Annotated in this window: 18 protein-coding genes; 11 read left to right on the forward strand and 7 right to left on the reverse strand. The window is 69.7% G+C overall.

Going from position 1 to position 17,640, the window contains the following annotated elements; all coding sequences use genetic code 11:
* Position 1: 1 nt before the first annotated feature.
* Genes LHP98_RS00485 through LHP98_RS00505 form a run of 5 tightly spaced genes read left to right on the forward strand, consistent with a single transcriptional unit; the run spans position 2 to position 2,616 of the window.
* Positions 2 to 925, forward strand: a complete 924-nt coding sequence (locus tag LHP98_RS00485; RefSeq protein WP_227250541.1) for a CoB--CoM heterodisulfide reductase iron-sulfur subunit B family protein — start codon at positions 2 to 4, stop codon at positions 923 to 925.
* The gene (locus LHP98_RS00490) at positions 922 to 1,383 is read left to right on the forward strand and encodes a hypothetical protein (protein ID WP_227250542.1); all 462 of its coding nucleotides are present in this window, start codon (positions 922 to 924) and stop codon (positions 1,381 to 1,383) included. The genes LHP98_RS00485 and LHP98_RS00490 overlap by 4 nt, the downstream gene beginning before the upstream one ends.
* A 13-nt stretch (positions 1,384 to 1,396) precedes the next feature.
* The gene (locus tag LHP98_RS00495) at positions 1,397 to 1,840 is read left to right on the forward strand and encodes a glycine cleavage system protein H (RefSeq protein WP_227250543.1); all 444 of its coding nucleotides are present in this window, start codon (positions 1,397 to 1,399) and stop codon (positions 1,838 to 1,840) included.
* 42 nt (positions 1,841 to 1,882) lie between these two features.
* Complete coding sequence (gene dsrE2 / locus LHP98_RS00500; protein WP_227250544.1) at positions 1,883 to 2,377, forward strand: sulfur carrier protein DsrE2; 495 nt, start codon at positions 1,883 to 1,885, stop codon at positions 2,375 to 2,377.
* A gap of 11 nt (positions 2,378 to 2,388) precedes the next feature.
* Entirely contained in the window at positions 2,389 to 2,616 is a 228-nt protein-coding gene (locus tag LHP98_RS00505; RefSeq protein WP_227250545.1) for a sulfurtransferase TusA family protein, read from the forward strand.
* A gap of 157 nt (positions 2,617 to 2,773) precedes the next feature.
* Here the strand turns inward: LHP98_RS00505 and LHP98_RS00510 are convergent, their stop codons facing one another.
* Positions 2,774 to 3,673 carry a LysR family transcriptional regulator gene (locus LHP98_RS00510; protein WP_227250546.1) on the reverse strand — a complete coding sequence of 300 codons (900 nt, stop codon included), beginning with the start codon at positions 3,671 to 3,673 and terminating at the stop codon, positions 2,774 to 2,776.
* A 125-nt stretch (positions 3,674 to 3,798) separates the two neighbouring features.
* On the opposite strand from LHP98_RS00510, the gene LHP98_RS00515 reads away from it, so the two are divergent.
* The 4 genes from LHP98_RS00515 (at position 3,799) to LHP98_RS00530 (ending at position 8,806) form a co-directional block, all read left to right on the forward strand.
* Positions 3,799 to 5,229 (forward strand): form I ribulose bisphosphate carboxylase large subunit, encoded by a 1,431-nt coding sequence (locus LHP98_RS00515; RefSeq protein WP_227250547.1) that lies wholly within the window; start codon positions 3,799 to 3,801, stop codon positions 5,227 to 5,229.
* Between the two features lie 84 nt (positions 5,230 to 5,313).
* Positions 5,314 to 5,670 (forward strand): ribulose bisphosphate carboxylase small subunit, encoded by a 357-nt coding sequence (locus LHP98_RS00520; RefSeq protein WP_227250548.1) that lies wholly within the window; start codon positions 5,314 to 5,316, stop codon positions 5,668 to 5,670.
* Positions 5,671 to 5,718: 48 nt separating this feature from the next.
* Positions 5,719 to 6,522, forward strand: coding sequence for a CbbQ/NirQ/NorQ/GpvN family protein (locus LHP98_RS00525; RefSeq protein WP_227250549.1), 804 nt, complete (start codon positions 5,719 to 5,721; stop codon positions 6,520 to 6,522).
* Positions 6,488 to 8,806: a nitric oxide reductase activation protein NorD gene (locus tag LHP98_RS00530; protein WP_227250550.1), complete on the forward strand. Its 2,319-nt coding sequence runs from the start codon at positions 6,488 to 6,490 to the stop codon at positions 8,804 to 8,806. Before LHP98_RS00525 ends, LHP98_RS00530 begins: the two co-directional genes overlap by 35 nt.
* 22 nt (positions 8,807 to 8,828) lie before the next feature.
* Here the strand turns inward: LHP98_RS00530 and LHP98_RS00535 are convergent, their stop codons facing one another.
* The 5 genes from LHP98_RS00535 to LHP98_RS00555 form a co-directional block, all read right to left on the reverse strand.
* Positions 8,829 to 9,755: an FAD:protein FMN transferase gene (locus tag LHP98_RS00535; RefSeq protein WP_227250551.1), complete on the reverse strand. Its 927-nt coding sequence runs from the start codon at positions 9,753 to 9,755 to the stop codon at positions 8,829 to 8,831.
* Positions 9,736 to 11,943, reverse strand: a complete 2,208-nt coding sequence (locus LHP98_RS00540; RefSeq protein ID WP_227250552.1) for a PepSY domain-containing protein — start codon at positions 11,941 to 11,943, stop codon at positions 9,736 to 9,738. Before LHP98_RS00540 ends, LHP98_RS00535 begins: the two co-directional genes overlap by 20 nt.
* A gap of 17 nt (positions 11,944 to 11,960) precedes the next feature.
* Positions 11,961 to 12,431: a DUF2271 domain-containing protein gene (locus tag LHP98_RS00545; protein ID WP_227250553.1), complete on the reverse strand. Its 471-nt coding sequence runs from the start codon at positions 12,429 to 12,431 to the stop codon at positions 11,961 to 11,963.
* A 13-nt stretch (positions 12,432 to 12,444) separates the two neighbouring features.
* On the reverse strand, positions 12,445 to 12,861 hold the full coding sequence (locus LHP98_RS00550; RefSeq protein WP_227250554.1) for a hypothetical protein: 417 nt from the start codon (positions 12,859 to 12,861) through the stop codon (positions 12,445 to 12,447).
* 144 nt (positions 12,862 to 13,005) lie between these two features.
* Complete coding sequence (locus LHP98_RS00555) at positions 13,006 to 13,344, reverse strand: PepSY domain-containing protein (protein WP_227250555.1); 339 nt, start codon at positions 13,342 to 13,344, stop codon at positions 13,006 to 13,008.
* A gap of 133 nt (positions 13,345 to 13,477) precedes the next feature.
* Here LHP98_RS00555 and LHP98_RS00560 point away from each other — a divergent pair, with 133 nt between their 5' ends.
* Entirely contained in the window at positions 13,478 to 14,137 is a 660-nt protein-coding gene (locus LHP98_RS00560) for a response regulator transcription factor (protein ID WP_227250556.1), read from the forward strand.
* Entirely contained in the window at positions 14,134 to 15,501 is a 1,368-nt protein-coding gene (locus LHP98_RS00565) for an ATP-binding protein (protein ID WP_227250557.1), read from the forward strand. The genes LHP98_RS00560 and LHP98_RS00565 overlap by 4 nt, the downstream gene beginning before the upstream one ends.
* Before the next feature lie 18 nt (positions 15,502 to 15,519).
* Here LHP98_RS00565 and LHP98_RS00570 read toward each other — a convergent pair whose 3' ends face one another.
* Positions 15,520 to 17,607, reverse strand: coding sequence for a BTAD domain-containing putative transcriptional regulator (locus tag LHP98_RS00570; protein ID WP_227250558.1), 2,088 nt, complete (start codon positions 17,605 to 17,607; stop codon positions 15,520 to 15,522).
* Between the last annotated feature and the right edge of the window lie 33 nt (positions 17,608 to 17,640).

A 17,640-nucleotide genomic window follows, 5' to 3' on the forward strand; every position in this document is an offset into this window, starting at 1 on the left:
CATGGCGGGCGACCTGAAGAAAGTGGCCTATTACCCCGGCTGCGTGCTGGAAGGCACCGGCCACGCCTACAACCGTTCGACCAAAGAGGTCGGCAAGGTTCTGGGGCTGGACCTGGTCGAGGTGAAGAACTGGAACTGCTGCGGCGCGATGGAGGTCAAGAACACCGACCCCAAGCTGCAGACCTATCTTTCGGCCCGCAACCTGTCCATCGCCCAAGGCATGGGTTTCGACACCGTGATGGCGCCCTGCAACGGCTGCTACCACAACCTGAAGAAGGCCGAATACGACCTGAAGAACGATCCCGCCTCGGTCGAGATGAATGAGCGGGTCAGCACCAAGGCGGGCCACCCGGCCTATCGGGCGGGCAAGGTGGAAACCATCCACGCCATCGACTGGCTGAAGCGCGCCGTGGGCGAAGAGGAACTGGCGCGGCGGGTGACCAACAGCCTCAAGGGGCTGAAGGTCGCCAATTATTACGGCTGCATGTACACCCGGCCGCGGCACATCTTCCCCGAAAAGGACAAGGGGCCGGGCAGCGAATCCACCCTGCGCCCGCATTTCATGGATGACCTCCTCGCCGCCGCGGGGGCAGAAAACGTGGAATACCCGCTGAAGACCGCCTGTTGCGGCGGGGCGCATGCGCTGTCGGACTGCGACACCTCGACCACGCTGGTCCTCAACCTGCTGGAAACCGCCGAGGCCTGCGGCGCCGAGGTGATCGCCACCAACTGCCCGACCTGCCACACCGGGCTTGAGATGCACCAGGTGCGGGCCGACAAGGTTCTGGGCCGCAAGACCCGGGTGCGCATCCTGTATTTCACCCAGCTGATCGGCATGGCGCTGGGCCTGTCGGCCCGCAAGGTGGGCGTGCCCGAGAACATGTCCGACCCCTCGGATGTGCTGCAGGCCAAGGGGCTGGGATGACCGCGGCCATGCCCTTTCCGGCACTTCTGGCGCGGCTTGACCGCGCGCCCCGGGCCGACAGGCCGCTGGCGCAGGCCGACGCGCTGCTGGCCGAGGCCGAGACGGTGCTGGCAACCTGGCTGCGCGCCCATGGCAAGCGGCCCACCCGCGCGGCGGTCGAAGGTTTCCGGCTGCTTGCCCTGCACCGGCAGGGGGCCCGCGGCGATCCGTCCTTCAACGCCTGCCGCGAAACCTGCCGCGAACTGGTGTATCTTCGCAATGTCGTCGCGCAGCGGCGGGACGACGCCACCGAAGCGGGCCGCGTCCTGCGGCTGCAGGCGATGGTGCTCCGGCACCTCGCGCTGTTCGTCGGGGGCAAGCTGGAAAACGCCCGGCTGGGCGAGTTCTGCTGCGCGTCCCGGCCGCTGCGCGCCCAGGAAACCGAAGGCCGGCCGGGTGCGGCGGGCGGTCAAGACTGAAGGAGAACCGAAGATGCCGGTGGTCAAGGGCTGCAATCTTCCTGACGATCTGTTCTACGACGTGGGCAACAACCTTTGGTATCGCCCCGAGGCCGACGGCACCTACACGGTGGGCATGACGATGATCGCCACCGGCATGGCCGGCGCGCTGGTCGCCTTCACGCCCAAGAAGGTGGGCAAGACCATCGAGGCTGGCAAATCGGTCGCCACGGTGGAAAGCGGCAAATGGGTGGGTCCGGCGAAGATCGGCTTCGATGTCGAGATCGTCGCGGTGAACGACATCCTGAGCGAGACCCCCAAGCTGGCCAACAGCGACACCTATGGCCAGGGCTGGATGGTGCGGGTCAGGCCGGTCGATGGCGCAGCAGCGGCGGGCGTGCTGGTGCCCGGCTCGGCGGTGGCCGGGCCTTACGAGGCCAAGATGAATGCCGACAATTTCGCCGGCTGCGTGGCCTGAGGCGGGCCACGCAGCGGCCAGGGGACCTTGAGGGAGGGACGGATGCCGGACGAGACCAACGCCAAGGCGATGTCGATCATCGTGACCAAGGGCACGCTTGATTGGGCCTATCCGCCCTTCATCCTGGCCACCACGGCGGCGGCAATGGGGCTGGAGGTGACGATGTTCTTCACCTTCTACGGGCTGACCCTGCTGAAGAAGGACCTCAACCTCAAGATCAACCCCTTGGGCAATGCGGCGATGGAAATGCCGATGGGCGGCGGCCACATGTCGATGCCCAATATCCTGGCGGCAATGCCGGGGGCCACCGCGCTGACCTCGGCCATGATGAAGAACATGCTGCACAAGAAGGGCGTCGCCTCGATCCCCGAATTGCGCGAGATGGCGCAAGAGGCGGACGTCAACATGATCGCCTGCCAGATGACCATGGACCTGTTCGAATACAAGCGAGAGGACATGATCGACGGCATCAGCCTCGGCGGGGCCGCAACCTGGGTCGACGCGGCCACCCGCTGCCAGATCAACCTCTACATCTGAAAGGACGGATCATGGCCGACATGGTTCTTGACGCCAAGGGGCTGAGCTGCCCGCTGCCGATCCTGCGCGCGAAGAAGGCGCTGAAAGATCTGCCCACCGGCAAGACCCTGGAAATCCAGGCCACCGATCCCGGTTCGGTCAAGGATTTCGAGGCCTTCTGCCGCGCCACCGGCAACGAGATGGTGGAACATCACATCGACGGCGGCACGTATTACTTCACCATCCGCCACTCCGGCTGATCCGCCGGGGCAGGCCGCCGGACACCGCGCGGCCCGGCGGTCCACCCGGCAGCGCCTGCTGCGGGACGCCGGCGCCCGTCGGTTGACGGTCCGGCCCTCCGGACTGCGAACAGGCATCCCGCGACGGGCCGGTGCTGGCCTGCGGCGACGAGCTGGTTCAACCGCCGCCGTCGGCCGCGGTTTCGCGCAACTGGTCCAGAAAGCTGCGCGCCGCGATGGACAGCCGCTTGCCGCGCGGCCAGGTGACGTGCCAATGGCGGCGCAGCGGAAAGCCGGTGACGTCCAGTTCGACCAGGTGACCCTGCGCCAGTTCCAGAAGCGCCGTCGATCGGGACAGCACCGCGATCCCAAGCCCCGCGATCACCGCCTGCTTGATTGCCTCGTTCGCCCCCAGTTCCATCCGCACCGTCGGGGTCAGGTCATGGGTGGCAAAGAAACGCTCTGCCGCCATCCGCGTGCCGGACCCCCGCTCGCGCATGACGAACAGCGCCGCGCCCAGGTCCGCCGGCACCAACCTCTGCCGGCCTGCCAGCGGGTGGTCGGGCGGGGCCACCAGCACCAGCGGGTTCTCGGCAAAGGCGAAATGCTCGGCCTCCACCTCCTCGGGCGGGGTGCCCAGGATGTACAGGTCGTCCTCGTTGGCCGCAAAACGCTCGAGCAACTCGCGCCGATTGCCCACCTTCATGTCGACGTCGATGCCCGGATGGCGGCGGCAGAACTCGCCCAGCCGCGCCGGCGCGTCGTATTTCGCGGTCGAAATCACCGCCAGCCGCAGCCGCCCCCGCGCCAGGCCCTGCAACTCGGCCAGCCGCATCTGCATCCGCTCGATCTCGCCCAGCACCTCGCGCGCGCTGGCCTGCACCACTTCGCCCGCCGCGGTCAGGAACAGCCGCTTGCCGATGCGCTCGATCAGCGGTTGGCCCAACTGGTCCTCCAGCGTGCGCACCTGGGCAAAGACGGCCGGCTGCGTCAGGTGCAGCGCCTCGGCCGCGCGGGTGTAGGACAACGCCCGCGCCACCGCCTGAAAGATCTGCAATTGTCGCAGGCTGGCGGACATCAGAATAACCTTTTCTCTATTCTGTATCTAAAAACTATTCATTTTTTGATAGTCCTGCAAGCGCGTATCTTCCGGGCAACGAAAGCCGCGCCAGAGGCGCTCGAACCGGAAAGGGAGACCCGCGCATGACTGTGCAGCCGAAAAAGAAATACGACGCCGGGGTCAAGGAATACCGCTCGACCTATTGGGAGCCGGACTATGCGGTGAAAGAGACCGACATCCTGGCGGTGTTCAAGGTCATCCCGCAGGCCGGCGTGAGCCGTGAAGAGGCCGCCGCCGCGGTCGCCGCCGAAAGCTCGACCGGGACCTGGACCACGGTCTGGACCGACCTTCTGACCGACCTTGATCACTACAAGGGCCGCGCCTACCGGGTGGAAGACGTGCCCGGCGCCGACGATGCCTTCTACGCCTTCATCGCCTACCCGGCCGACCTGTTCGAGGAAGGCTCGGTCGTCAACGTCTTCACCTCGCTGGTCGGCAACGTGTTCGGCTTCAAGGCCGTGCGTTCGCTGCGGCTGGAAGACGTGCGCTTCCCGATCTGGTTCGTGAAGACCTGCTTCGGCCCCCCGCACGGCATCCAGGTCGAACGCGACAAGATGGACAAGTATGGCCGCCCCCTGCTGGGCTGCACCATCAAGCCGAAGCTGGGCCTTTCCGCCAAGAACTACGGCCGCGCCGTCTATGAATGCCTGCGCGGCGGGCTTGATTTCACCAAGGACGACGAGAACGTCAACAGCCAGCCCTTCATGCGCTGGCGCGACCGCTTCCTGTTCTGCCAGGAGGCCATCGAGAAATCCGAGGCCGAGACGGGTGAGCGCAAGGGTCACTACATGAACGTGACCGCGCCGACGATCGAGGAAATGTACAAGCGCGCCGAATTCGCCAAGGAACTGAAGACCCCGATCATCATGTCGGACTATCTCACCCTGGGCTGGGCCGCGCACAACTCGCTGTCCAAGTGGTGCCGGGACAACGGCATGCTCCTGCACGTCCACCGCGCCATGCACGCGGTGATGGACCGCAACCCCAACCACGGCATCAACTTCCGCGTGCTGGCGAAACTGCTGCGCCTCCTGGGCGGCGACCACCTGCACTCCGGCACCGTGGTCGGCAAGCTGGAAGGCGACCGCGCCGCCACGCTCGGCTGGATCGACCTGATGCGCGACCGTTACATCAAGGAAGACCGCGCCCGCGGCATCTTCTTCGACCAGGACTGGGGCAGCATGCCCGGCGTCTTCCCGGTCGCCTCGGGCGGCATCCATGTCTGGCACATGCCGGCGCTGGTGGCGATCTTCGGCAACGACTCGGTGCTGCAATTCGGCGGCGGCACGCTCGGCCACCCCTGGGGCAACGCCGCCGGTGCCGCCGCCAACCGCGTGGCACTCGAGGCCTGCGTCCAGGCCCGCAACGAAGGCCGCGAGCTGGAAAAGGAAGGCAAGGACATCCTGACCAAGGCCGCCGCCCACAGCCCCGAACTCAAGGTCGCCATGGAGACCTGGAAGGAAATCAAGTTCGAATTCGACACCGTCGACAAGCTCGACGTGCAGCACCGCTGATCCTTCCCCTTCATCTTGGCCCAAATACCCCGGGGGTCCGGGGGCAGCGCCCCCGGCCCCGGCCAGCCACAAAGGAACAACGCCATGAGCACCGTCCAGGACTACGCCTCGCGCCTTTCCGACCCCGCCAGCCGCAAGATGGGCACCTTCTCCTACCTGCCGCCGATGGATGACGCCCAGATCCGCAAGCAGGTGGAATGGATCGTCAAGCACGGCTGGAACCCGGCCATCGAACACACCGAGCCGAAATTCGCCAAGTCGAACTACTGGTACATGTGGAAGCTGCCGATGTTCGGCGAGACCGACGTCGACGCCATCCTGGCCGAGCTGAAGGCCTGCCACGAGGCCAACCCCGACCACCACGTCCGCCTCCTGGGCTACGACAACTTCACCCAGAGCCAGGGCGCCAACATGGTGATCTTCCGCGGCAAGCCGGTCTGAACCGCACCGGCCCGCCCGCACAGGGCGGGCCTTCCGAAGGAGCAAGGCATGAAGGACACCATCGAAGACCACCGCATCGCCGCCGAGCCCTGGTATCGTCCGGTCGCCGACGAGATTGCCCTTTACCAGGCCGCCTATGCCGCCCGCATGCCGGTGATGCTGAAAGGCCCCACCGGCTGCGGCAAGACCCGCTTCGTCGAACACATGGCCTGGCGCCTCGGCCGCCCCCTCGTCACCGTGGCCTGCAACGAGGACATGACCGCCTCCGACCTCGTCGGCCGCTTCCTTCTGGATGCCGACGGCACCCGCTGGCAGGACGGCCCCCTGACCTTCGCCGCCCGCCACGGCGCGATCTGCTATCTCGACGAAGTCGTCGAGGCCCGGCAGGACACCACCGTGGTGATCCACCCCCTCACCGACAACCGCCGCGTGCTGCCGCTGGAAAAGAAGGGCGAGCTCTTGCGCGCGCACCCGGATTTCCACCTCGTCATCAGCTACAACCCCGGCTACCAGTCGCTGATGAAGGACCTCAAGCAATCCACCAAGCAGCGCTTCGGCGCGCTGGATTTCACCTGGCCCGAAGCGACGGTGGAAACCGAGATCGTCGCGCATGAGGCCGGCGTGGACCCCGCCACCGCCGCAAAGCTGGTCGAGATCGGCGCCCGTGCCCGCAACCTGAAAGGCCACGGGCTGGATGAAGGCGTCTCCACCCGGATGCTGATCCACGCCGGCAAGCTGATCGCCCAGGGCGTGGCCCCCGTTCCCGCCTGCACCATGGCGATCACCCGGCCCATCACCGATGACGCGGACATGCGCGATGCCCTCGATGCCGCCGTCGCCACCTTCTTCTGACCCGCTGGACGGCCTGCCGCCCGAGCACGAGGGGCTGAACCGTCTGCCCCCCGCTGCCCGCGCGGCGCTGGCCGCCGAACTGCCCGACGCGCGGCGCAAGCTGTCGCCGCGCGGTCTGGACACCTGGCTGCGCGGCGTCGATGCGCTGCACCAGATGGGCCGCGGCGAAGGCGTGCTGCGGGCCTGGATCGCCGCCATGCCCCCCGTCGCCCGCGACCTGGGCGAGGACGTGCTGGCCGAGACCGCCACCGCCTGCCTGGGCTTCGCCTCGCGCACCTCCGGCGCGGTGATCGAGCGCATCCTCGACACCGCCCCCCTGGCCGCCCGCCGCCTGGGCGACCCGGCCGTGTATCTCTCCTACCTGCGGTTCCTGGAACACGTCCTGTCGCGCGCGCCCCGCGCGCTGCGGCCGATGCTCGACCATCTGTCCGACCTGCTGGACGTCCTTACCCTGGGCGGGTTGCGCCGCTGGGCCGACTGGGGGATCGAGGCGCACCGCACCGACTACCCTTCGCTGGACGCCTATTTCTCGCTGACCTCCGAGGCATCGCGGTCCGTCCTGCAGGCCGAACGCAAGGGCACGCTGCTGGTCGATGTCCAGCGCCGGCTGGCGATGTATCTGCGCGCGCTCTGGGGCCGCGATTTCATGCTGGTCCCCACCGCCGGCGATTTCGAATCCCGCGCCGGGCTGCGGCCTTATGTCGAAGGCTTCCTGCTGCACCTGCCCGATGCACTGGACGACTGGCAGGGCGCGCCGGGGCTGGACCTCTACCGCGCGCAGGCCGCGCATCTGGCCGCCCACCTTGCCGCGCTGCAGGCGCCGATCCTGGCCGAGGGCCTCAACGCCCTGCAGATGCAGGCCATCGGCCTGATCGAGGACGCCCGGGCCGAGGCCCTGGCCATCGCCCGCTTCCCCAACCTGCGCCAGCTCTGGGCGCGCTTCCATACCGAAACTGTCCCCGGCACCGCCGGCGCCTTCGACCGCATCGCCCGCGCCCTGCTGACCGGCACCGCCGAGGAAGACCTTTCCCGCTGGACGCTGCACTCCTTTGCGGCGCTGAACCTGTCCAACCCGGCCGAAGCCCGCGCCCTTGGCCTGGCCCTGGCCGCCCGCCTGCGCGACCTGCCGTATTCGCCGCACCGCGACGTGCCCTCCTGCCCCTACCACTGCGACAACCGCGTGCTGTGGGAGTACGAGGAAATCGACTGGTCGCAGTCCTCGGCCGCCGCCCCGGCGCAGGTCCGCAAGTATGTCTCGGTCCTCGACATGGTGAACGAGGTCGAGGTGGAAACCGCCGGCGACGACGCGCAGGAAATCTGGGTGCAGGCGGCGGAACTCTTCGACGACGACGGCCACAGTTTCAATGCGCGCGAGGGCAAGCCCCCGGTCAGCCCGCCGGTGCTGTACGAGGAATTCGACCACACCATCCAGATGCTGCGCCCCGCCTGGGCGACCCTGCGCGAGGTTCGCGCCCGCGCCGGAGACCCCGCGCAGGCCGACGCCATCCTCGCCGCCAACCGCAAGGTGACCGACCGACTGCGCCACCTTCTGGATGCCATGCGCCCGCAAGGCGCCATCCGCATCCGCAAGCTGGAGGACGGCGACGAGCTGGACCTGAACGCCGCCGTCTCGGCCGCCATCGACACCCGCCTGCGCCGACAGCCCGATCCCCGCGTGATGATGCGCGTCCTGCGCAAGACCCGCGACACCGCCGTGCTGGTCCTGCTGGACCTGTCGGAATCCACCAACGACCCCGCGGCGGGCGGCCAGACGGTGCTGTCCCTGACCCAGACCGCCTGCCTGATGCTGGCGGACGCGATCCACCGCGTCGGCGACCGCTTTGCCCTGCACGGCTTCTGCTCGGACGGCCGGTCCAACGTGTTCTACAGCCGGATCAAGGATTTCGACCAGCCCTGGGGGCCGGCCGCCAAGGCCCGCATCATGGGGGCCGAGGGCAAGCTGTCCACCCGCATGGGCACAGCCCTTCGCCACGCCACGGCGCACCTGGCGCGCATCAAGGCGGCGCGCAAGCTGCTCCTGGTCCTCACCGATGGCGCCCCCGCCGACATCGACGTGCGCGATCCGTTCTACCTGCGCGCCGATGCCCGCGCCGCGGTGGACGCCGCCCGGCGGCAGGGCGTCATCCCGTTCTGCCTGACGCTGGACCCCGGCGCCGATGCCTATGCGCAACGCATCTTCGGCCCGCGCAACGTGCAGGTGCTGGACCGGGTGGACCGCCTGCCCGAACGCCTGCCGCAGCTTTACGCCAGCCTCACGCGCTGACGGCGCCGCGGCATGGCTCGGGTCAGGCGGGCGGGCCGCGGCGATCGTCCTCGGTCAGATACACGACCTCGGCTCCGCGCCGGGCCGCCAGGGCACGGCCCTGCGCCTCGCCCAGAACCATGCAGGCGCTGGCCAGCGCATCGGCCTCGATGCAGCGCCCGGCCAGCACCGTGACCGAGGCCGGTCCCCCGATCAGCGGTGCGCCGCGGGCCGGGTCCATGGTGTGCGACAGCCGCCGCCCGCCGAGGTTGACCCAGTGCCGGTAGTCGCCCGAGGTGGCGATCGCGATGTCGCGCACCTCGAACATCGAATGGATCGCGCGGGCCGCGGGGTCGGGGCGTTCCAGCGCGACCGACCAGCCCCGACCGTCCGGCTGGCCACCCAGCGCGCGCACCTCACCGTCGATGGATGCCAGCGCATGCGCCAGGCCGCGGGCCTGCACCACCTCGATCAGCCGGTCCACGCCATGGCCCTTGGCAATGCCGCACAGGTCCAGCGTCATCTCGACATGCTTGCGGGCGCGGCCGCCGGCCTGGTCAAGCTCCAGCGTCAGGTGGCTGGGCTGCCGCTGCCGCGCCATCGCGGCGGCAATCGCCCGGGCGTCGGCGGGCAGCGGACCGAAGCCCCAGGCCCGCACCGCATCGCCCATGGCAATCTCGAAGGCCCCACCGCTGGCGCGCCCCAGGTCCAGCGCCGTCGCCAGCACCGTCATCAGAGGTTCGGGCAGCGCCACCCATTCCGCCACCGGCGCTGCGTTCAACCGCATCAGGTCGCTGTCCGGCTTCCAGGTCGACATCTGCGCATCGACCTCGTCCACGGCGGACTGCAGCGCGGCGCGCAGCGCCGCAAGGTCGAAACCCCGCGGCGTGTAAACCACCACCGACCAGCGCGTGCCCATCGTCGGGCCGTTCAGGCTGTGGCGGAAAAGCTCAGTAGACGTCTTCGGCATAGCGTCCCTCGGCCTTCAGACTGGCCGGGCTTTGCCCGACGCCAGAGAGGATTTCGGCCAGCGCCTCGCGGACCGAGGCCGCCATCTCGCGCCCGCCGCAGACCATCACCTGCGCGCCGGCCGCGATCAGCCGGGCCAACTGCGCGGCATCGGCGCGCAACTCGTCCTGCACATAGTGCCGGGCGCCGTGGCGCGAGAAGGCGGTGGTCAGCCGGGACAGCCGCCCGTCGCGCTGCCAATGCGCAAGGTCGGCCCCGTACAGCAGGTCGCTTTGCGGGCTGCGGGCGCCGAAATACAGGTGCATCGGCCGGCCGCGCCGATTGGCGCGGATAAAGCCCGCCAGCGGCCCGACCCCGGTGCCCGCGCCGATCAGGATCACCGGCGCGCTGCCCCGCGCAGGGCGGAAATCGGGATTGCGGCGCAGGAAGGCCTGCACGACGCCGCCCACCGCAAGCCCGGTCAGCATCCCAGAGCACAGCCCGCCCGGATGATGCCGCACGCAGATCTCGACAAAACCGTCGCCCGCGGCCGAGGCCAGCGAGTAGAACCGCGGCACGTCCGACCCTTCGGGCAGGATGCCCAACAGGTCGCCCGCCTCGAACCGGGCAAAGCCCTGTCCGGTCAGGCGCTGCCAAAGGCCCTGTCGGGGCAGGGCAAAGCGCAGGATGGCGGTCGGCGCCTGCACCTCGGCCCCGTAGTCGCGGCGCGAGATCAGCCGCAGGCCCTGGGTCTGCGGGCGCTCGGGCAGATGCGACAACTCAAGCGCGACCCCCAGAACCGTGCCCAGGTCGCGGCTCCAGCGGGCGAAATCCTGCACCGACTGGCGATCGACCGTCGCCATCGGCATCAGGTCCGCCCAGCCGATGGCGCGTGCGGTATCGGCCAGCGCGCGGGAAAACCCGCAGAAGTCCGGGAAAGAGCGGTCCCCGAAACCCAGCACGGCCACCGGGGCCAAGGGCGGCGCCGGCAGCCGGCGCAGCCCGTCCAGCACGCCGCGCGCGGCGATCGGCGCCTCACCGTCGCCATAGGTCGCGGCCAGGATCAGAAAACGACGGGCCTGGCCATAGCGGGCCGGATCGAAGGCGGTCAGCGCGCCGACATGCACGCTGTGCCCCGCCGCGGTCAGGCCCTGGTGCAGGGTGCGCGCGAAGCCCCAGGTCGTGCCCCCCTCCGAGGCGACCAGGACCACCGTTTCCGCCTGCCCCGGGGCGGCATTGCCGCGGATGCGCAGGCCCTGACGGCGCGCGGCCAGCCATTGCACCAGTCCGGTGATGCCCAGCGCCGGAACCGACAGCGACATCAGGCCCAGCAACAGGCCCAGCGCCGCCGCACCCTGCCCGGTGTGCAGCATCATCACGATCTCGGTGGCGCGTTCCCAGCCGCCCGGGGTCACAAAGGACAGCATCTCGCCGGTGCCCGGGTCGATCAGCGCCGTGCCGCCGTCGGTGGTCAGGGTATAGGTGTCCGCCGGATCGTCCGGCGAGGGGAAGGACAACTCCTTCAGCGCGCTCGCCGGGGTGCCAGACAGAAGCTCGATCTGCGCCAGCTCCATCCGCGGCAGGCCGGCGGTGGCCGTGGCGGGGGCCGGTTCCGGCGGCTCGTCGGGCAACAGCGAGAAGACCGAAGCCGTCAGCCACAGTGCGGTGGCCGATGACAGCACCAGCCCGCCGACCGCATAGCGCGCAAGATCCACGTGCAGCCGCCCCGCGAAAGGCCCGCGCGTGCGGTCGAACCAGCGCCGCCAGCCCCCCATGCGGCGGGCCACCAGCACGGCGCCCGACAGCGCCAGCACCAGCATCGCGGCCGCGCCTGCCGCGGTGACCAGCCGGCCGCTGTCGCCCAGAAACAGGGTCCGGTGCAGATCGGTCAGCCAGCGCAGGCCGGGCAGCGGGTCGGGGCTGCCCAGATCGGCGCCGGTCGCCGGGTCGATCACCGCAGCGCCGGGCTTGCCGGCGTCGAACCACCAGGCCACCACGCGCCCCGAAGGCGCGCGGCGGATCTGTTCCAGCCCGGGATGTGCCGCCGCCACCCGTGATGCAAGCTCTGCCACCGACAGCGTGCCCTCGGCCTGCGGCGTGCCCAGCCGTTCCAGCGCGGGATAGACCGACAGCGCCGCACCGCCCAGGGCCAGCACCAGAACAAGCAGCGCGGCGGCAAGGCCGGGCCAGCGGTGAATCGATCGCAGCACGGGCAAGGCCCTCCGGTTTACTTGGAAACGGTCACGCTCTGGACGTAGCGCCGCCCGACGACCGCCTGGCCAATCGTGGCCGAGGTGAGCGGGATGACCACGTCGTCGGCGCTGTCGGACATGTCCTCGACCGAGGCATCGACGTGCAGCACATAGCCCGCGTCGAACAAGGCGTCCTGCAGGTCCAGTGTGATCGACAGCGACCGGCCCGCACCGACCGAGGCGCCGGTGATGCCGTCCACCTGGCCGACATCGCCGCCGGTCGCGGCATACCAGCCGGGAAGGTGCTTGTAATACTTGGCCTTGCCCCCCGCCATCCACAGGCTGCCGGCATAGGCGCCGGCGGCATCGGTGACGTAGAAGGCCAGGTAGGCGCCGTCTCCGCCATAGGAATTCATCTGGGTGGTGAAGGTGACCGGCGTGGCCAGCGCCAGTCCCGGCGCGGTCAGGGCGGTGGTCAGGGCCAGCGTCGCGTTGAGCAGTTTCATCGGAATCTCCGGTTCAGTTCAGTTGCACTTGGGGCTTGGCGCCCGGCGTGAACAGCCCGTTCGCGGGCGGCTCGACCGTGCCGGCGGGGGCAGGGCTTGCAGCCCGACCGCAGCCGGTCTGGCCGGCCGGGCAGACGGTGGCACCCGCGCGGCCGTCGTCGTCGTCGTCATCATCATCGTCGTCATCGTCATCGTCGTCGTCATCATCGTGGCCGCCGCGATGGCCCCAGCCGCCAAAGCCCCAGGACTCGTCGTCATCATCATCATCGTGACCATCGGCCAGCAGGATGAACGGCGCGGATTGCGCCGCTTCGGCCGCCGCGGCGGCCCTGGCCTGCAGCGGCGCGTCGATGGGTGCGGCGGTCAACACGCCGAAAACCGAGGTCGACAGCGCGGCGGCAAGCGCAACAAGCGGAAAGGCAGGTTTCATCTCGTTTCCCTTTTCTGTGGGTTGGCCAATCGGTTCCCGGTCCCGGCGCTTGCAGCAAGCCTTCGGGATGGGCGGTTGCAGGGGTGAAACAGGCGCGGTGTGTCCCGGGCGTCGTCGCTGCGCCCTTGACCGGAAGGCCTTCTGTCAGTCGTCCTGGTCCTCGGACCCCTCGTCGTCCTCGTCGTCGTCGTCATCCCCATGGCGACCGTGGCCCGACCGCAGCACCGCAAGCGTTGCGGGGTCCAGCCGCAGCCGCACCCGCTGGCCGGAGGCATCGACGGCATCGACCTCGTAGCAGCCATCGTCGATCTTGATGCGCCGCACCGTCAGGCCCTTCTGGTCGGCCAGCGCCTGCACCGCCTCGCGCGGCTGCCACTCGGCCATCGGCACGGTGCAATGCGCCTCATGGGCCTGCGCCGCCGGCGCCTGGGCCAGCGCCACCAGCGCGGCCAGCACGAACGGCAGTCGGAACGAATCCGTCATGGTGTCCTCCGATCCGGTTGACCTCTCTCTGCACCCTGAATCTGACGTCAACCTGAAGCAGCCTGCAAACCTGCTTCAGCTTGCCGTCAGCTTCGGGCGCGATACGGTGTGGCGGTGACCTGCGGAGAACCGAATGCGCATCCTGATCGTGGAAGACGACGCCGTGCTGGGCGCCGCGGTGCGCGACCAGGTCGTGGCCGATGGCCATTCGGCCGACTGGGTGACCCGGCTCGACCTCGCGACCGAGGCGATCGCGGGCACCGTGCATGACCTGGTGCTGCTGGACCTGATGCTGCCCGACGGCCGCGGCCTCACCTTCCTGCGGGCCCTGCGCGCGCGCGGCAGCGTGACGCCGGTCATCATCCTGACCGCGCTGGACCAGGTGTCCGACCGGATCGAAGGGCTGAACGCCGGCGCCGACGATTACCTGGTCAAGCCCTTCGATCTGGCCGAGCTGACCGCCCGCATCGGCTCGGTCGCGCGGCGCTACACCGGCAACCCCAACCCGATGGTGACGCTGGGCGAACTCGAGATCGACCTTGCCGCGCGGCTGCTGCGGCGGGCGGGCCGGACAGTGCCGCTGACGGCGCGCGAATGGGCGCTGTTCGAACTGCTGCTCAGCCGGCCCGGCCAGCTGTTCCCCAAACGCGACCTCGAAGAGCGGCTCTATTCGTTTGACGACGAGATCGGGTCGAACACGCTTGAGGTTCACGTCAGCCGCCTGCGCAAGAAGCTGGGGGCCGCGGTGATCGAGACCGAGCGCGGCCTTGGCTACCGGCTGGTGCGCGGATGAGCGGGCCGCGCCCAAAGCCGCCGTGGTCGCTGCAATGGCGGCTTGGGGTCGCGGTCGGGGCACTGGTGACGGTGCTCTGGGCCGCCGGGGCGGTGCTGACCGCCGACCGGCTGCGCCACAAGATGGACCAGGTCTTCGATGCCTCGCTGCAAGAGACGGCGCAGCGCATCCTGCCTTTCGCGGTCAGCGAGATCCTCGATCGCGATGACATGGTCACCGGCACCCAGACCGTGCCCGCCGTGCGTGCCCATGACGAGGTGCTGATCTACGTGGTGCGCGACGCCAAGGGCCAGGTGCTGATGCTGTCGCACCAGGCCGACCCGGCGGACTTTCCGGCCTACGACGGCCCCGGTTTCCACACCACCGCCGACCTGCGGCTTTACAATGACGAGGCGCTGCGCGGCAGCGTGACCATTTCGGTGGCCGAGCCGCTGGTGCATCGCAAGCGCATGGCGTTCGAGGTGCAGATGGGGCTGCTGGCCCCGCTGGCCCTGGTGCTGCCGCTGTCGCTCTTGGGCATCGCCGGGCTGATGCGGCTTGGCTTTGCGCCGCTGCGCCGGTTCCGGGCGCGGCTGGCGAAACGCGGGGCGGCCGACCTGGCGCCGGTCGCCACCGGCGACCTGCCCGCCGAGGTGCAGCCGCTGGCCCAGACGCTGAACGCCCTGCTCGACCGCCTCGATGCCGCCTTCCAGGCCGAACGCAGCTTTGCCGCCAATGCCGCGCACGAATTGCGCACGCCGCTGGCCGGCGCCATCGCCCAGGTGCAACGGTTGCGGGTCGAGACCACAGAGCCGGCCATCGCCGCCCGTGCGACCGAGATCGAAACCGTGCTGAAGCGCCTCACCCGGCTGTCCGAGGGGCTGATGAGCCTGGCCCGCGCCGAGGGTGGCAAATTGCGCCGCGACGCCGCACAGGACCTGCGCCCGGTGCTGCGCCTTGTGGCGCAGGATGCGGCCCGGCTGGCCGGCGGGGCGGGCGGGGCAGGGGTCGATCTCGACCTGCCCGAGGCGCCGTTGCTTTCGGACCTCGATCCCGACCTGTTCGGCATCCTTGCCCGCAACCTGATCGCCAATGCGCTGCATCACGGCAGCGGCCAGGCGCCGGTGCGGGTTGCCCTGCGCGGTTCGGGGCTGCTGCGGGTGGAAAACGACTGCGCGCCGGTCCCCCCCGAGGTCCTGTCCCGCCTTGCAGGCCGCTTCGAACGCGCGCCCGGCACGGTCTGCGACGGCGCAGGTCTTGGCCTGGCCATTGCCCGCGCCATCCTGGATCGTGCCGGCGGCACGCTTGTGCTGACCTCGCCCTTGCCTGGCCAAACGCGCGGTTTTGCCGCCGAAGCCGCGTTCCCGCCCGGCCAGCCGGGCTGATCGGTCGCCGCCGCGCCCCTACCCGCCGGTGTCGCGAAGCCGGTCCAGCAGGGCGGCAAAGCCGGGCTGGCGCCGCAGCGCGTCAAAGGCAAGGTCCGATGCCAGCCACGCATCCAGGCGGATGCGCACGGTCCTGGGTGCCTCAACCAACCGCGCCAGCCGGGCCAGCGCCGCCGCCGCCTCGCCCAGCAGCGCGTAGGTGCGCGCAAGGTTGTAGTTGAACTGCACCAGGTTCTCGTCGTCGCCGATGACCAGCGCCCAACGGCACCATTCGCGGGCCCGGTCAAGGTTGCCCAACTCGGCATGCACGGCGGCACCGAAGGCCAGGGCATCGGTGTTGTCGGGATGCCGCTCGACGGCGGCATCCAGCCGTGCCGCCGCCTGTTCCAGGGCCGCCCGCATCTCTTCGCTCCGCCCCAACGCCTGCAACTCCTCGGCCAGCAGTCCGCAGGCCCGATAATCCTCGGGGCGAAGCTGCGCCGCCCTGGCGTAAAGCCGCGCCGCCTCGGCACGTTCGCCCCGCAGCCGGTGACTGCGGGCCAGAAAGAACGGCGGTTCGAACAGATCGGCGTCCAGCCGTCCGGCACTGGCAAGCTCGCGCTCGGCCTCGGCATAGCGGCCCTCGGCGTAATGGGCCAGCCCAAGCGCCGCCCGCGCCTCGGCAAGGTCGGGATCAAGGCTGATTGCCTTGCGGGCAAGCTCGGCGCAGGCTCTCGGGTCGGCCCGCGTCACGGCCGTCAGACGCATCGAGGTGTAGAACTCGCAGGTCGCCAGAAGGGCATAGGCCGCGGCATACCGCGGGTCCCGGTCGATGGCCTGCATCAGCAGCAGGCGCGCGGTGACCAGGCTGTGCCGGTCCAGCCCGCGCAGGTAGAAGGACCGCGCCTTGAGGTACAGCCGGTAGGCTTCGACATTCTGCGTGCCGCGGCCAGAGGGAAGGTAGTCCGGCGTCGCCAGCGCCCCCCGCAGCGCGGCGACGACGTTGCGCGCAAGGTCGTCCTGCAGCAGGAAGATGTCGGTCATCGGCCGGTCGAACCGGCTGGCCCAGATTTGCTGGCTCGCCTCTGCCGCGACCAGCCGCGCGGTGACCCGGACCGCTCCGGCCTCGGGCCGGACGCTGCCCTGCAAGACGTGGCTGACGCCCAGGATGCGCGCCGCATCGGCGGCGCCAAGGCTTCGCCCCTTCAGCGCGAAGGCGGCACTGCGGGCGACCACGCGGATGCCCTCGACCTTGCCGAGATCGGTGATGATGTCCTCGGTCAGCCCGTCGGCGAAATAGGCATTGGCCGGGTCGCCGCCGATGGTCGCAAAGGGCAGCACGGCGATCGAGCGAAGGTCGGCGTCCGGGACCTCGGCGACGCTTTCCCGGCCGGCACGCAGGTCCCGGATCTGCCGGGCAAGTTCGACGGTTTCCGGCTCCGGCTCAAGGTCCAGACCGCTGGCGATGCGGGTGCGGGCCTCTTCAAAGACCTGCAGCGCAAGCCGGCGCTGGCCGCGCGCCACATGCGCCCGCATCAGGCTGCGGACGGCCTCTTCGTTCCACGGATCGGCCGAAAGCTGCTGGCGGGCCAGCGTCACCAGGGCGGCGCTGCGTCCGGCGGCTTCGGCCCGGCCCATCAGGTGGCGGGCGATTTCGGCATAGGCCCGGTCCAGACCCGCGCGTTCGGCCAGCAGCCAGTCGCGGAACCCCGCATCGCCAACCTCAAGGCCGTCCAGAAACGGGCCGCGGCGCAGCGCCAGCACCGCCGCGGCCGCCGCATCATCGACCGGGCGAAACAGCGCCTCGGCATCGACCTGAACCATGGGGGCAAGGCCGACCGATTCCCGGTCCGTCACGATCAGCCCCTCGGCAGGCTCGCCGCCCAGCCGCCGCAGCCGCCGCAGCGCCTGCTTCAGGCTGTCGCGCGCGCGGGCCTGACTGCTGTCGCCCCACAACAGACCCGCCAGCCGCACCCGCGACGCCGTGCGCCCCCGTGACAGCGCCAGCACGCCAAGCAGCGCGCGGTCCTTTCGCGCCGGAATCGGCAGCAGCCGGTCGCCCTTCCGGATCTCCAGCGGGCCAAGCACGCTGAGACTGAACCGCTCGCCCGCCTTTGCGTCGGGCATCGTGCTCTCCGCAGAATTGTTTCCATGAGGGCT

Origin of the sequence: Rhodobacter sp. Har01, assembly GCF_020564565.1 — a bacterium.
In the GTDB taxonomy this organism is placed as follows: domain Bacteria; phylum Pseudomonadota; class Alphaproteobacteria; order Rhodobacterales; family Rhodobacteraceae; genus Pseudogemmobacter.

What these genes read in the sequence shown, in the direction of transcription:
- LHP98_RS00485 (WP_227250541.1), top strand. Translation starts at nt 2, where the DNA reads ATGGCGGGCGACCTGAAGAAAGTGGCCTATTACCCCGGCTGCGTGCTG.
- LHP98_RS00490 (WP_227250542.1), top strand. Translation starts at nt 922, where the DNA reads ATGACCGCGGCCATGCCCTTTCCGGCACTTCTGGCGCGGCTTGACCGC.
- LHP98_RS00495 (WP_227250543.1), top strand. Translation starts at nt 1,397, where the DNA reads ATGCCGGTGGTCAAGGGCTGCAATCTTCCTGACGATCTGTTCTACGAC.
- dsrE2 (WP_227250544.1), top strand. Translation starts at nt 1,883, where the DNA reads ATGCCGGACGAGACCAACGCCAAGGCGATGTCGATCATCGTGACCAAG.
- LHP98_RS00505 (WP_227250545.1), top strand. Translation starts at nt 2,389, where the DNA reads ATGGCCGACATGGTTCTTGACGCCAAGGGGCTGAGCTGCCCGCTGCCG.
- LHP98_RS00510 (WP_227250546.1), bottom strand. Translation starts at nt 3,673, where the DNA reads ATGTCCGCCAGCCTGCGACAATTGCAGATCTTTCAGGCGGTGGCGCGG.
- LHP98_RS00515 (WP_227250547.1), top strand. Translation starts at nt 3,799, where the DNA reads ATGACTGTGCAGCCGAAAAAGAAATACGACGCCGGGGTCAAGGAATAC.
- LHP98_RS00520 (WP_227250548.1), top strand. Translation starts at nt 5,314, where the DNA reads ATGAGCACCGTCCAGGACTACGCCTCGCGCCTTTCCGACCCCGCCAGC.
- LHP98_RS00525 (WP_227250549.1), top strand. Translation starts at nt 5,719, where the DNA reads ATGAAGGACACCATCGAAGACCACCGCATCGCCGCCGAGCCCTGGTAT.
- LHP98_RS00530 (WP_227250550.1), top strand. Translation starts at nt 6,488, where the DNA reads ATGCCCTCGATGCCGCCGTCGCCACCTTCTTCTGACCCGCTGGACGGC.
- LHP98_RS00535 (WP_227250551.1), bottom strand. Translation starts at nt 9,755, where the DNA reads ATGCCGAAGACGTCTACTGAGCTTTTCCGCCACAGCCTGAACGGCCCG.
- LHP98_RS00545 (WP_227250553.1), bottom strand. Translation starts at nt 12,431, where the DNA reads ATGAAACTGCTCAACGCGACGCTGGCCCTGACCACCGCCCTGACCGCG.
- LHP98_RS00550 (WP_227250554.1), bottom strand. Translation starts at nt 12,861, where the DNA reads ATGAAACCTGCCTTTCCGCTTGTTGCGCTTGCCGCCGCGCTGTCGACC.
- LHP98_RS00555 (WP_227250555.1), bottom strand. Translation starts at nt 13,344, where the DNA reads ATGACGGATTCGTTCCGACTGCCGTTCGTGCTGGCCGCGCTGGTGGCG.
- LHP98_RS00560 (WP_227250556.1), top strand. Translation starts at nt 13,478, where the DNA reads ATGCGCATCCTGATCGTGGAAGACGACGCCGTGCTGGGCGCCGCGGTG.
- LHP98_RS00565 (WP_227250557.1), top strand. Translation starts at nt 14,134, where the DNA reads ATGAGCGGGCCGCGCCCAAAGCCGCCGTGGTCGCTGCAATGGCGGCTT.
- LHP98_RS00570 (WP_227250558.1), bottom strand. Translation starts at nt 17,607, where the DNA reads ATGCCCGACGCAAAGGCGGGCGAGCGGTTCAGTCTCAGCGTGCTTGGC.